Origin of the sequence: Limnochorda sp. L945t (assembly GCF_035593305.1) — a bacterium.
Classification (GTDB): Bacteria; Bacillota; Limnochordia; order Limnochordales; family Geochordaceae; genus Carboxydichorda; species Carboxydichorda subterranea.
Window position 1 is genome coordinate 2,439,181 of the sequence record NZ_CP141615.1, and the last position, 13,169, is coordinate 2,452,349.

12 protein-coding genes are annotated in these 13,169 nt (G+C 70.1%); 4 read left to right on the forward strand and 8 right to left on the reverse strand.

The window, feature by feature from the left end:
- Positions 1–57: 57 nt before the first annotated feature.
- From U7230_RS11310 to U7230_RS11320, 3 genes are all read right to left on the reverse strand, one after another.
- Positions 58–492: a hypothetical protein gene (locus tag U7230_RS11310; protein ID WP_324715946.1), complete on the reverse strand. Its 435-nt coding sequence runs from the start codon at positions 490–492 to the stop codon at positions 58–60.
- Between the two features lie 95 nt (positions 493–587).
- Complete coding sequence (locus U7230_RS11315; RefSeq protein WP_324715947.1) at positions 588–1,421, reverse strand: formate dehydrogenase subunit gamma; 834 nt, start codon at positions 1,419–1,421, stop codon at positions 588–590.
- 4 nt (positions 1,422–1,425) lie between these two features.
- Positions 1,426–2,367: a hypothetical protein gene (locus tag U7230_RS11320; protein ID WP_324715948.1), complete on the reverse strand. Its 942-nt coding sequence runs from the start codon at positions 2,365–2,367 to the stop codon at positions 1,426–1,428.
- Between the two features lie 308 nt (positions 2,368–2,675).
- Between U7230_RS11320 and U7230_RS11325 the strand changes: the two genes are divergently transcribed.
- A complete protein-coding gene (locus U7230_RS11325; RefSeq protein ID WP_324715949.1) occupies positions 2,676–2,945 on the forward strand; it encodes a FeoA family protein in 270 nt (89 codons plus the stop codon).
- A complete protein-coding gene (feoB, locus tag U7230_RS11330; protein WP_324715950.1) occupies positions 2,942–5,008 on the forward strand; it encodes a ferrous iron transport protein B in 2,067 nt (688 codons plus the stop codon). Before U7230_RS11325 ends, feoB begins: the two co-directional genes overlap by 4 nt.
- A gap of 296 nt (positions 5,009–5,304) precedes the next feature.
- Here the strand turns inward: feoB and U7230_RS11335 are convergent, their stop codons facing one another.
- From U7230_RS11335 to U7230_RS11350, 4 genes are all read right to left on the reverse strand, one after another.
- Positions 5,305–6,894 (reverse strand): hypothetical protein, encoded by a 1,590-nt coding sequence (locus U7230_RS11335; protein WP_324715951.1) that lies wholly within the window; start codon positions 6,892–6,894, stop codon positions 5,305–5,307.
- Between the two features lie 6 nt (positions 6,895–6,900).
- Positions 6,901–7,959: a L,D-transpeptidase family protein gene (locus U7230_RS11340; protein ID WP_324715952.1), complete on the reverse strand. Its 1,059-nt coding sequence runs from the start codon at positions 7,957–7,959 to the stop codon at positions 6,901–6,903.
- Between the two features lie 222 nt (positions 7,960–8,181).
- Entirely contained in the window at positions 8,182–9,054 is an 873-nt protein-coding gene (locus tag U7230_RS11345; RefSeq protein WP_324715953.1) for a 2-oxoacid:ferredoxin oxidoreductase subunit beta, read from the reverse strand.
- Complete coding sequence (locus tag U7230_RS11350) at positions 9,032–10,819, reverse strand: 2-oxoacid:acceptor oxidoreductase subunit alpha (RefSeq protein ID WP_324715954.1); 1,788 nt, start codon at positions 10,817–10,819, stop codon at positions 9,032–9,034. The genes U7230_RS11345 and U7230_RS11350 overlap by 23 nt, the downstream gene beginning before the upstream one ends.
- Positions 10,820–11,038: 219 nt before the next feature.
- Between U7230_RS11350 and U7230_RS11355 the strand changes: the two genes are divergently transcribed.
- Positions 11,039–11,728 (forward strand): RNA polymerase sigma factor, encoded by a 690-nt coding sequence (locus tag U7230_RS11355; protein ID WP_324715955.1) that lies wholly within the window; start codon positions 11,039–11,041, stop codon positions 11,726–11,728.
- Positions 11,710–12,555: a zf-HC2 domain-containing protein gene (locus U7230_RS11360; protein ID WP_324715956.1), complete on the forward strand. Its 846-nt coding sequence runs from the start codon at positions 11,710–11,712 to the stop codon at positions 12,553–12,555. Before U7230_RS11355 ends, U7230_RS11360 begins: the two co-directional genes overlap by 19 nt.
- On the opposite strand, the gene U7230_RS11365 is transcribed toward U7230_RS11360, so the two are convergent.
- Positions 12,525–13,163, reverse strand: coding sequence for a YkoP family protein (locus U7230_RS11365; protein WP_324715957.1), 639 nt, complete (start codon positions 13,161–13,163; stop codon positions 12,525–12,527). The two genes, U7230_RS11360 and U7230_RS11365, sit on opposite strands and share 31 nt — an antisense overlap.
- Positions 13,164–13,169 lie beyond the last annotated feature (6 nt).

Here is a 13,169-nt window from a genome sequence, read left to right on the forward strand (position 1 = left end):
CGGAAGGGGCGAGGGGGGCCCACCTCGCCCGCGCTTTTTTCTCGCGATCCTGCGAGCTTATAACCCCTTGACGGAAATGCTGCCGGTCTTGGGGTCCAATTGATGGCAGTTCATGCACTGTCCCTGATAGTTGGAGATGAAGTGGTTCTCCGCCCCGCCCGTCAGATGGGCCTTGTGCATGACCTGGGCGAACGGATGCTTGCTGTCCGGCTTGTGGCAGGTCAGGCACTGCTTGGGCAGATCCTTCATCATCCGCTCCGATACCTTGGGATGGGTACCGGCCTTGACCATGTTGGCGATTTCCGTCGGCAGGGAATAGTCTTTGTCGGGACTCACCTTACGATGGCAATCCGTGCAGCCGTTGGGATGGGTATCCTCCGCCGTGATCCCCGGGATCGCCGGCACCTTCGGCTGCTCTGCCGCCATGGCGGCGACCACCGAGGTGAGCAACACCCCGATGACGATCACCGCCAACACCGCGCGGCTGCGCATGGTACACCTCCCCCCACGCACCATCCATCCAGGGGTTTCATGGGCCCCCTCCCCTTCCGGCCGTTGGTCGTCCTCGCGACTTGCGAGCGCGGGCTTCACCGGCGCGCCCGGCTTCTCTCCAAGGGCGCTACCGTAGCTCCGTCGACGGAGCCTCCTTCCCCGTCGACCGAGATGCCAGGCTCCAGGCGCTCGATCGCCGGGGTCTCGATGGCGGTACCCGCGAAGCTGCGGAGCTCCAGGGGGTGCTCCTCCTCCATCCGCCACATCGGCAACCGCCCCGTGAAGATGACCGGATCCATGGGGAAGACCTCCCGCCGCAGGTGGGCGTTGTACATGTGCCAGATGAGGATGGCGAGCACGGCCAGCACCGCCTCGCCGCCGTGCGCCGCCCGTGCCGCAGGTACGGCGACCCCCGGCAGATACCGGGTGGTGATCTCGGGATACATGAGCATGAGGCCGGTGAGCCCCATCACCACCGTACCCCAGACCACCGCCCAGTACTCGAACTTCTCCTTGTAGGAATACCGCCCGAAAGCCGGCGGCTTCTGCTCGAGTCCCATGAAGTAGCGGAGCATGTGTAAGAGGTCCCTGAGGTCCTGGACACGGGGCCACATCTCCGTCCGCGGGCCGTACCGGAGCGCTCGGATGCTGACGGAGAAGAGGTGCACCACCCCCAGTCCCATGAGCACGAACCCGAGGACGTGATGCACCGCCCGCACCCGCTCGATCCCCCCGGCCGCGCCGATGAACCACCGGGAGAGCCCGAGCGACGCGTATTTCTGCGCCAGCCCCGTCAAGGCGAGGCCCGTGAAGCTCACCATGAGCACCGCGTGCTCCAGCACCTGCCACGGCGTGAAGCGCCGGTACCACTCCTCGGCCCGCGTACCCTGCGCCCGAGCCTCGCGGCTTTGCCGTGCCACCGTCGTCACCGTCTCATCGCCCGCCCCTTCCCTGGGCCCGTCCTCGCGCCAGCTCCAGGCCGATGTAGCCGAAGAACCCGGCCACCGCCACTCCCGTCACGATCCGGTAGAACCAGGCGATGGCCCGCACGAGCGGGTGCGACTCCGGCGACCGGTGCATAGTCCAGGCCGCCGCGAACGCTTCAGTGGCCTGCGGGTGGCACTTGCGGCAAGTGGCGACCAGGTTGGTCACGTAGACCGACGAGTGAGGGTCGTCGGCGGGTAAGATCCGATGGGCCCCGTGGCAGTCGGAACAGACCGCGACGGGGATGGAGGCGGCTTTCTCCTCCTCGAGCAGCGAGGCCGTCAAACCGTGGAACTCTGCGAGATAGCTGGACACCGTCCCCGTCATCACGCCGTGCTTTCGCATCAGCTCGTCGCTGCCGTGGCATCGAGCACAGGTGTCCACGATCCCGGCCCGGAACTGGGCGTTCGCGACCGGCGCGATGGCGTGGGCGTCCCCGTGGCACGTCGTGCACGACGGCACGTACGGGTCTCCACGGGTGAGAGCTCTCCCGTGAGCCCCGAGGTCGAAATCCTCTCCCTCGGAATGACACCAGGCACACGTCTGCTGCTGTTCGAGGCGCCACACCGGCAGGCTCTTGGAAGGAGCCGGATGCGGGTACTCTCCCGCGTCGGCATGACAGGCGTCGCACTCCAGGCCGGCCCGCCCGTGCACCGAGGATGCGAAGGTCTTCGGGTCCACGTGCACGTCGAGCTCCTGCCCGTCGGCGAAAACGGCCGTCATGCCCTCGCTCTCGTGACAGCTCAGGCACTCCTGGGAACTCTCGCCCAGGGCTCCGCCCGCTCCCGGGTCTGCCGCTGCCGCCGGCGCGGCGAGCAGCAAGGCGGTCACGAGAGCCCCGAGCACCGTCGAGACCGCGCGCGCCAACCCCGTGACCGTGCGCTCCATCACTATTCGTCGCGCCCCCCGTGCCGGTAGCCGGAGCTACCAGGGTGGAGTCTAGCGGTCCCGTCCGGAGCTGGCCATCCGGTCGTCCACGCAGCCCTTTGCCATCACGACCCGACCCGCTCCGCGGTTTTTCCGCTCTCATTGTAAAGCCGTGCTATATCGCCGCTGGAGTGACGAATGTCACGAGGCCCGCCGACCATCGTACCCTTGACGTTCTGGGACGAGGGAGGTAGCCTTGGGCTGAGAGCGATTTTCAGTCTCACGCGGGCGTTAGTGCGAATAACTCCTCATTAGAGGCTGAGAGAGGTTCGATGAACCCACGCATGCTGCGAGATACTGCCGCTCCGGCCCGCCAGCCCTTGCCGCTGGCAGACCTCGGACCCGGGGCAACGGGCACCCTGGAGCACATCGAGGCGGGATGCGGCCTGACGCGGCGCCTTGCCGCTCTGGGGTTGACCCCCGGCGTCCGCCTGACGGTGGTGGCACATTTCGGGGGACCCTCCATCGTCTCCGTGCGGGGCATGCGCCTGGCTCTCGGCCACCAGATGGCCCGGCGCATCTGGGTGGTGCCGGACAGGTGAAGAGCTGCTGCACCCAAGCAGGGCCCGGGATCGTCGACACCCCCGCCCGCCCTTTTCGGATCGCGCTGGTGGGCAACCCCAACGTCGGCAAGAGCAGCCTGTTCAACCTGCTCACCGGCATGCACCAGCACGTGGGCAACTGGCCCGGCAAGACCGTCGAGCGGCGGGACGGGCTCGTCATGGTCGACGGCCGAAGCGCCGTCGTCACCGACCTGCCCGGAGTCTACTCCCTGACGCCCTACACCCTGGAGGAGTCGGTCGCGCGGGCTTTCCTGCTCCGAGAGGTGCCGGATCTGATCATCGATGCCGTCGACAGCACTCACCTCGAGCGCAACCTCTACCTCACCCTCGAGCTCCTGGAGCTGGGTCTGCCCGTGGTGATCGCGCTGACCATGTCCGACGTGGCCCGGCACGCCGGGGTCCGGGTCGATGCCGGGGCCATGGAGCGGTTGCTCGGAGTGCCGGTCGTGCCCATCGCGGTCCCGACCGGGGAAGGCATCGCGACCCTCCTCGACTGGATCGCCCGGGCGGCCCGGGGTGAGGTGGCCGCTCCCCCTCCGGGTAGCGTACGGTACTCGCCCGAGCTGGAAGCGGCGATCGAAGAGGTCGAGGGCCGGATGCCCGCCGGCGAGGGGAGACCCCGGCGATGGCTTGCTCTCAAGGTGCTGGAGGAGGACCCGGAGATCCGCGAGGGGTGGTTGCCGCAACGGTCAGGGCCATGGGACGAGGGGCTCCCGGCGCTACCGGGAGGAGCGCTGGCGGTGGCCGACGCCCGTTATCTCTGGATCCAGCAGCACCTTCCTCGGCTTCTCTCTCGAGGCCGCGCCAGGTCGGCCCCCGATCCGTCGGCGGTGGCAGACCGCATCGATCGGTGGGTAACCCACCGGGTGCTCGGCCTTCCGATCACGCTCGGCCTTCTCGCTCTTTCCATCTGGGGAGCTTTCCGGGTCGCAACCCCGCTCCAGGAGTGGATCGAGGCCGGTTTTGCATGGCTCGGCGCGGAGCTTGCCGGGGCGGCGGGCTTGCTGGGAGCGCCGGCGTGGGTGACCCCTCTCGTCACCAACGGGATCGTGGGCGGGCTCGCCACGGTGGCGGCCTTTGCTCCCCTGGTCGCCGTCTTCTTCCTCTTTTCCGGCCTCCTCGAAGACTCCGGGTATCTGGCCCGGGCGGCCTTCGTCCTCGACCGGCTGCTGGGACGCTTTGGGCTGCAGGGGCGTGCCGGGATCGGGCTCTTGATCGGCTACGGGTGCAACGTGCCATCGGTCATGGCGGCACGCACCGCGTCGTCGCAGCGGGTGCGCCTCTTGAGCATCCTCGTCGCGCCGCTCGTCATCTGCTCGGCGCGCCTGGTCGTCATCAGCTTCATCGCTTCGGCCTTCTTCCCGGGAGGCAGGGCGGCCTGGGTCGTCGTGGGCATCTACGGCCTGGGAGCAGCTCTCGTCGTGCTGGCGGCCCGTATTTTACACGGTAGCGTGCTGCGCGGCGAAGAGGAGCCATTTTTCATCGAGCTTCCTCCCTACCGGCTGCCCCGCGTGCGCAACGTGGCTCTGTACGCGTGGCAACAGAGCGTTCACTTCCTGAGCCGTGCCTTGACCATCATCGCCCCGATGACGCTGGTCGTCTGGGCGCTTTCGTATTTCCCGTCAGGCTCCGTGGAGACCAGCGTCCTGGGACGGCTGGGTCAGTGGCTGGCTCCGGCCGGGCGCCAGCTGGGGCTCGACTGGCAGATGGTGGTGGCTCTCTTCACCGGCTTTCTCGCCAAGGAAGGGACGCTCTCGAGCCTGTCGGTCCTCTACGCCCATGACGGCGCCCCGACGGGCCTGGCGACCGCCTTGCGGGCGGCGATGAGCATCCCGCAGGCGCTTTCGTTCCTGCTCTTCTTCGCCTTCTACACCCCGTGCCTCGCCACCACCACGACCATCTACCAGGAGACTCGCTCGGTGCGCTGGACGGCGGTCGCGATGTTATATCCTCTGGCTCTTGCCGCTCTGCTCGCAGGCGCCGCCTATCGCATCGCGTCGATTCCCGGGGTCCGCGCGCTGCTCGCGGCGAGGGTGGGGTGAGCACCCCGCGATGGGCCCCCTGTTGCATCTCCTCCGGCTGGCTTCACGGGAAGCAAGGCCCCTCACCCTTCGGGAGATGGCCGGGCGGCTCTCCGTGAGCCCCGAAAGTCTCGTGCCCATGCTGCGCCATCTCGAGCGGGCGGGGGCCCTGCAGGCAATCTCATACGGCGGTGGCCGGGATCAGGCTGCCGACCCGTGCCGGGGTTGCCCCCTCTCGAGCCGTGCCCTGTGCCCCGCACGGGAAGTTTGCGCACCGGCTGCGGCGCCGGCCGGCCCCACCCTTACCGCCTGGATCGTCACCGCCCGCGGTCGGGAGCTCGCCCGCCGCCTGGAGCCGGACGCGCCGGGAGGGCCTGCGGCGGCACCGGCACGACCCGCGTCCGCTCGATGAACTCGACGAGAGACTCCTCCCCGGCGGCCAGCTTGCGCACTCTCTCCGCCACCACCTGGAGTTCCTGCATCCGGTCGGTCCACTCCTGAGCCCCCATGCCCGGCGGTTCGACCTGCCCCATCGCTTGCTGGCCCTTGCGTTCCACGGGGGACGGGGTCGTCAGGATGGTGCGAGTGCCGGGCGGGAAGGCCGTTGAGGCCCACCAGGGGGGTGGCGGCGGTTGTTCGTCCCCGCCGGCGCGCTCGGGGGGTGCTTGCCGGGCGACCTGTTCAGGATCCCCACCGGCCCGCCAGACCGGGACGACCCCCTCGTGGCCCGCGATGGCCTGCGAGGTCCACCTCGCCAGGTGCACCGCCAGCTCGAAGGCGAGTTGTACCCGCGGGCTGTCCGACTGCGGGCCGGCCAGGACCGCGTAGCTGCTTGCCGCGAGCAGGGGCCCCGGCAGCCGGATCCGGCCCTCCTTGCCCCCGTCGTCCTCGCCGGGCGCCGGGGTGAAGGTCCCTCCCTGGCCGCTCCCGCCCTGGGGCCACCAGCCGAGGCGATACAGCAGCCGGCCGCTGACCGGGCCGGCCGTCCCGGCCGTGCCGTCGAAGAGCGCTTCCAGCAAGCTCCGGTCGCCGCGCCGCCGGGGAAGCCCGTCCTGCGTCGCGTTCCGCCCTCCTGCCGCCTCCTGCAGCCATCGCGCCGCCGCTTGCAGCCGAGCTTCCTGCCACACCGCGGCAGGCGGCGCCACAGCCTTCTCCCCCGCCCGGGTTGCGAGGGGCGTGCTGCCCGCCTGCCGACCGGGCAGGGTGAGGGCCAGGTAGCGCCATGTCAACGGACTGCCGATATCCGTCGAGATACCCCCTACGTCCCGGTCGGTGCGGCGAATCCACCCCATCCACTCCATCCACCTGGGGATCCCCCACAGGTGGCCTTGCGACGACGCCAGGCGCAGGGCGCCGGGGAGCACGGCCTCCTCAGGGGAGCGTTTGAGCTGGCGGCGCCAGTACTGCTGCCAGTAGAGTTCGAGCGGGACGTGGCGCGCCGGGTCGAAGTGGAAGGTGGCATCGGGAGTGCCCAGGACATCAGGGAGAGGCCCCCCCTGCGCCGCCTTCGTCATTGCCTCGTCCCACTCATTCCAGCCGAGCACCCGGATCTCGACCTCGACGCCAGGATAGCGCCGGCGGAAGGCGGCGACGCCCTGCTCGAGCACCTGCGCCCATCCCCCCGAGCGCTTCAGGGTGGGCTGCTCCACGTCCCACAGCACGAGGCGCACGGGTGTGCCGGGTCTTACCCGTATCCCCGGCCTCAGCTCCTTGTCGCCCACGCGGACCCGGGGGCCCCACCACGGCCACGACGGCAGGGAAAGAGAGAAGCCGAGCACGGGTTGCTCTCCCCGTTCCGCCCGGCGCACTCCCCACGGGCCGGCCACCAACAGGAGGGCGGCGACCAGCACGGCCACACCTGCCGCCCGTGCCCGCCCCGGCATGAACGACCGCATCACAGGCCGCACCGACCGTTACCTCCTCAGCTGTAGCGCTCGGAACAGGTCGACCGTGGCCGCCGGCTCCGGCGGTAGCCCCAGCTGCCTCTGGGCCTCCGCCACGCCCCGCATGGTTTCGGGTCCCATCTTCCCGTCGGCCCGGCCGACCGGGAAACCGTGGTCCCGCAGCGCCCACTGCAGGACCGGGACGTTCCAGCCGTCGCTGCCGGCCTCGATCGGCGTATCCCACGACGCCTCGGGCAAGACGCCTACGATGGTGACGGGCGTTCCCCTGGGCACCATCTCCCACAGTTTCTCCACGTCTTCGTTGAACATCCGGATGCAGCCGCCGCTGGCCCGCGTGCCGATCGACCACGGCTTGTTGGTACCGTGGATCCCGTAGATGCCCCACGGCACGTCGATCCGCATCCACCGGGTGCCGAACCCCCCGCCCCAGTCCCGGTCCTTGTGGGAGATGCGCCACTCCCCTACCGGTGTGAGGGTCGAGGGTTTGCCGACGGCAACGGGCCAGCGCCCGACCACGTCATGCCCCTTGTAGAGGGTGAGCTGGAGGTGGTGGGTGTCGATGATGATCCAGTATCCGTCCGGCTCGAGGTCGGGCCGCCGGGGTACGTGCTCGGGCGGCGGCGCCGACTGGGCCGCCCCCCGCTGGGCCTGCACCACGCTGGCCGCCTCCTCCTGGTACGCCCGGGCCAGCGCATCCCAGGTGGCCGGCCCCGCCACGCCGTCGGCGGGCAGCCCGTGCAGCCGCTGGAACTCGCGCACCGCCTCCCGCGTGCGGAGGTCGTAGACGCCATCCACGGGATAGCGGAACTCCCCCAGGAGGCGCAGGCCGAGCTGGAGCTCTCGCACAGCGTCGGGGTCGCTCGGCTCTCCGGGTTTTCCCACCGTACCGACCTCGCCGCACGCGCCCGGCGGTGGCCCCGCGGCAAGGGCGCCAGCGCTGGCTACCACCGCCGCCCAGCCCGCGAGGGCCGCCGCCACGGCCCCCAGGGTGACGATGCCCCCGAGCCTGCGCGTGGCCCGCCCCCGGCGGCGCGCCGGGCGCCCCACGTCTCGCCACGACCGAGCCATCGGACCCGACCCTCTCTCGTGAGCCCCGCCCGGCCTCCACCCTCCTTGTTGCTATTCCCGGAGGGACAGGCTTATGCAGGGGAACGCTGGCTGGGTCGGCTCGGACGGCCCTGCAGCGAAAGAGCAGGACGGCCCTCCATCTCGGGGACCGCCCTGCCCTCTCGATCGCGTGCGGCGGCGCTTGCCCCTACCGCAGCAAGCGCCGTGGACCTGCCGTGGAGTTCAGCGGAACTCGGCCAGCAGCTGCTCTGCCTCGTGGTCGGGCAGCGGCAAGAGCGGCCTGGTGGCGACCGGCCCATCCTTCAGGGCCGGAACCTGTTCCTCGTAGCTCGGCTGGTCGGTCGTCTCGTAGAGCACGCCCAGCGGGATGCGGTCGTGCCACTCGTGGGCCTTCTCCCACGCCGCCTCGAAGTGGGACGGGTCGTACCCGGGCTCGTCGTCGAGGAGGTAGACCCGCTCCCTGTACCAGTCGTACGTGTTGACCCGGTTGAAGATCACGCAGGGCTGCAGCACGTCGACCAGGGCGTAGCCCTTGTGCCGGATGGCCCGGGCGATGATCTTGGCCAGGTGCTTCGGGTTGCCCGAGAAGCCCCGGGCCACGAAGGTCGCCCCGCCCGCCAGCGCCAGCGCCAGCGGGTTGACGGCCCGTTCGATGGAGCCGTCCGGGGTCGTCGTGCTCACCCAGCCCTTGGGTGACGTCGGCGAGGTCTGGCCCTTGGTCAGGCCGTAGACCATGTTGTCCTCGACGATGTGGGTGATGTCGGGATTGCGCCGCAGCGCGTGCAGGAAGTGGTTGCCGCCGATGCCGTAGCCGTCACCGTCGCCCGTGACCGCGATCACGTGAAGCGACGGGTTGGCCAGCTTGATCCCCTGCGCCACCGGCAGCGCTCGGCCGTGCAGCGTCGTGAACCCGTTGGCGTGGATGTAGTCGGGGAGTTTGCTCCCGCACCCGATGCCGGAGACGAAGACCACTTCGTGGGGCCAGATCTCCAGCTCGGCGAGCGCCTGCTTGACCGCGTTGAGGATCCCGAAGTCGCCGCATCCCGGGCACCATGTCGGCCTTACCGGGCTGTTATACAGCTTCACGTCCAGCATGGACCTTCAGTCCCTCCAGCCGGGTCAGGATGTAGCCGGGCGTAATGGGCCGCCCGTCGTCCCGGGTGATGACCTCGTCGGCCTTGCGCCCGGTCTCCGCCCGGATGAGCCGGGCGAACTGGCCCGTCAGGTTGCCCTCCACGACGACCAGGTAGCGGGCCCGCTGCACCGCTTCGACCGCAGCCGCAGCGAAGGGCCAGACGTCCACGAAGTGCAAGGCGTTGGCCCGCACGCCTTCGGCCGCCAGCACGTCGACGGCCTCCTGGATGGCACCTCGCGACGAGCCCCAGCCCACCAGCGTCAGCTCGGCATCATCGGGGCCGTACCGCTCCGGCGGGCGCATCTCGGCCCGGGCGCTTTCCAGCTTGCGCATGCGCTTGGCTGCCTGCTCCTTGCGGTTGTCGGGATCCTCGTCCTCGAAGTGGCCCAGTTCCGTGTGCTCGTCCGAGGAGGCGAGGTGGACGCTCCAGGGAAGCCCCGGCAGCGCCCTGGGCGAGATGCCTGACGGCGTGACCTTGTAGCGGGCGTAAGGGCCGTCGAGCTTTGCCCCGTCCTCGCTCTGCAGCGTCTCGCCCCGGTCGATGACCACCCGGGTGGGGGCGAAAGCTGCTTCCGGCGACGTCTTGTACGAGTTGGCCAGGAAGCCGTCCGTCAACACGATGACCGGGCATTGGTACTTCTCGGCCAGGTTGAACGCCCGCGCCCCCACCTCGAAGCACTCTTCCTGGGACCCGGGCGCCAGCACGATCCGTGGGAACTCCCCTTGTGAAGCATGGATGGCGAAGAGCAGGTCGCCCTGGCCCGTTCGGGTCGGCATCCCGGTAGAAGGGCCGGGCCGCTGGGCGTCGACGATCACGACCGGCACCTCGGCCATGCCTGCCAGGCCCAGGGCCTCCACCATCAAGGAGAAACCGCCGCCCGAGGTGGAGGTCATGGCCCTGGCCCCCGCGTACGAGGCGCCGATGGCCATCAAGATGGCCGCAATCTCGTCTTCGGCCTGCTTGGAGACCAGCCCGTGGCGATCCGCGTGCGCGGTCAGCCACTCGTACAGCGACGAGGCCGGGGTCATGGGATAGGCGGCGATGAACCGGCAGCCGCCCGCCAGCGCCCCCAGGCCGAGGGCCTGGTTGCCGTTGATGAGGATCGCCTTGCGGCCGTTACGGGCCGCCGGGCCGATCTTCCAGGGAAACTGGCCGCCCCACGTGGCTTGTGCGTACTCGAAGCCGGCCCGGGCGACCTTGACGTTGGCGTCGGCGACGGCGCCGCCTTTCTTGCTGCCGAAGTTCTCCCGGATGACCTCTTCGATGGTCTCGAGTCCGACCCCCATCAAAGCAGCGGCCATGCCGAGCGCCACGGTGTTGGCCATCACCTTGCTGCCGCCCGCCTCTTCGGCCAGGCGGCTGAACGGCGCAAGCCAGACGCGCGCCCCGCTCCCGCTGCGCTCTGCCCGCTCGGCCGCACGGGCCAGAGGCTCGTCCAGCAGAACGGCGCCGCTCGGATCCATCTCCGCCGTGTGCTCGTCGATGCTGGCCTCGTCAAAGGCCAGCAAGAGCTGTACCCGGTCGGACGGCGCCGCCACCGGATGCTCACGGCTCACCCGGATGGCGAACGCATTGTGCCCCCCACGGATCCGGGACATGTAGTCGGACCACGTGAACACGTGCAGGCCGGCCCGATGCAGCGCCCGGGCAAAGCCCGCACCACTCGATTCCACACCCTGACCGGCCTCACCGGCCAGCTTCAGGGTCAGCTCGCTCGTGCCCACCAGGCACTCCCCCCGTGAACGACTGTCGCGCGTTTATACCCCTGTCATCGTTCCGTCGCATTATACCATCGCTTCGCTGCCAGCGAAAGCCGAGAAGCCGGCCCCGGGCGCATGTATACTGCATGGATGACGCTCGCAGCGAAGGAGGACGCGCCCCCGGAGCGGGGAGAAGGAGATCCGGAGCTGCCGTCCCAACCGTAAGATGTGGAAGAGACGATCGTGAAGACCAGGGTTGGGGCCGCGAAGGCGGTACCCCCGCAGGAGGGTCGCGAGGACCGGGCGCTCTCGTCGCCCGACGGTGGACTCCTCCGTCGCATCGCGGCCGGCGACCAGCAGGCGTTTGCGGTCCTCTACGACCGCTACGCCCCGGCGGTGCTCGGAGTGGCGCGACGCCTGCTCCGAGAAAGGGAGCAGCAGGAGGAGGTCCTTCAGGAGACCTTCCTGACGGTGTGGCGCAAGGCAGCCACGTACGACGGCCGGCGCGGGCGCCTCTCGAGCTGGGTGCTGGCCATTACGCACCACAAGGCCATCGACCTGCTGCGGCGCGAGCGACACGGACGGCCTGTCCCCTTGCAGGAGGAGCCCCGGCAGGCCGACGGCCGGGCTACCGGCGACGGCGCGCTCGATCCTGATCGCGCAGGGCCGGGCGACCAGGGATCCGATCCGACCGCGCAGGCCGCTCAAGGCCTCGAGGCCCGGGACCAAATCGAACAGGCCCTGGCGCTATTGACCCTCGAGCAGCGGCAGGTCGTCTGGCTCGCCTACTTCGCGGGGCTGACCCACCGGGAGATTGCCGCGCGCTACGGCATCCCGCTGGGCACCGTCAAGAGCCGTCTGCGAAGCGCGGTCGAACGGCTCCGGGATGTCCTGCAGGCCGAGGGCGCCGGGGGGTGGTGGGATCGGGTGTGACCTGCTCGCAGGTGAGGGAGATGGCAGGGGCCTACGTGCTCAACGCGTTGACCCGACATGACCGCCAGCGCGTCGACCATCACCTGGACCGGTGCGCGCGCTGCCGCAAGGAGGTGGGCGAGTTGGCCGACGCTGCTGCGCTCCTTTCGTTCTCGTTGTCACCGGCCGAACCGCCTGAGGCGGTACGGGCACGGCTTTTCGGCTGCCTGGCCGCGCCGGCTCCGGCCGCGCCGAGCGCGCACCCGCAGGCGGCTCGCCCCGGCCGGATATCCCGGCGCGAGCTATTCCGTCCGGGCGTCCTGCGGGTCGCCGTGGTTGCGGCGGCGTTGTTCGCGCTCGGCCTTGCGGGCGGTGCGTGGCTGCACGGCCGGTCGTTCGAGGCAGGCACCCGCGCGCAGCTGGCCCTGGCACGGGCGGAAAGCGAACTCTGGAGAGGCCTCGCCCGCCGTCCTTCGGCCATGGTCCAGCTGGAGCCCGCTCCGTCGCTGCGCCACGCGGTGGCCCTGGCCGCCGTCGAGGGTCTCGGCAACGCGTGCTCCATCCGCCTCGTGGGAGCGGGTCTACCCGCGCCCCATGCCGGCGCGCGCTACCGCGTGCAACTCGAGCTCACCGACGACTCGTCATGGGAGGTGGGCGAGCTCACGCCGACACAGACCGGGTTGTGGACGCTCACCGCAAGGGTGCCGGTGCCGCCCCACCGGATTCGCGTGGTGAGAGTCGACCTCGAGGAGCGGGCACCCTCCGCCCGGGGCGAGCCGTCCATCCTGCTGCGGGGCAGCTTGCAGCGCGCCGGCCCTCAGGCCTCCGGGGAGCCAGGCCGCCCGTAGCGCCGGAGCAGCTCCGACGAGGACATCCACGCGACCTTGAGGGTGTCGGGCGCGGACGCCGCGTGTCTGAGCCCACCGGGGTGGTACAGCGCCAGCAGCCAGCGTTCGTAGCGGGCCAGCCACCGGGCCGACCGGTCCTGGGGCAGGTCATGGACTTCGAAGCCAACCCGGCCCACCGCCCGGTGCAGCAAAGTCTTGCCGTAAAGCCCCCGGACCTCTACGGGGAGACGGCCCGCCTGCATCTCGACGGCAAAGCGGGAGAAGCTCTCCTTGAGATGGCGGCTCAACGTCGTGATGAGCGCCAGCGGTGAACCGCCTGCCGCTGCCCACTCCTGCATCACCCGCGGGCTGTTGATGTGGACCTCGGCCACCCACTCGCCGGGCCGGATGAGCGTACCGTCCCGGAGCCGGGTCTCCTCGCCGTCCCAGCGCCGGAAGCCGAAGCGCACCACCCGCAGCGGATCCCCCGGGAGCTCGTAGAGCCGGTAGAGGCGACCGAAAAGCCACTCCCACCCGCTCCACAGGGCCGCCAGCGCCCTTTGCAACGGCGAGAAGGAGGCCGTGACCCTTTCCCGGCTACGCCGGCGCACCGCCGGATCCGCCGTCACCGCCCC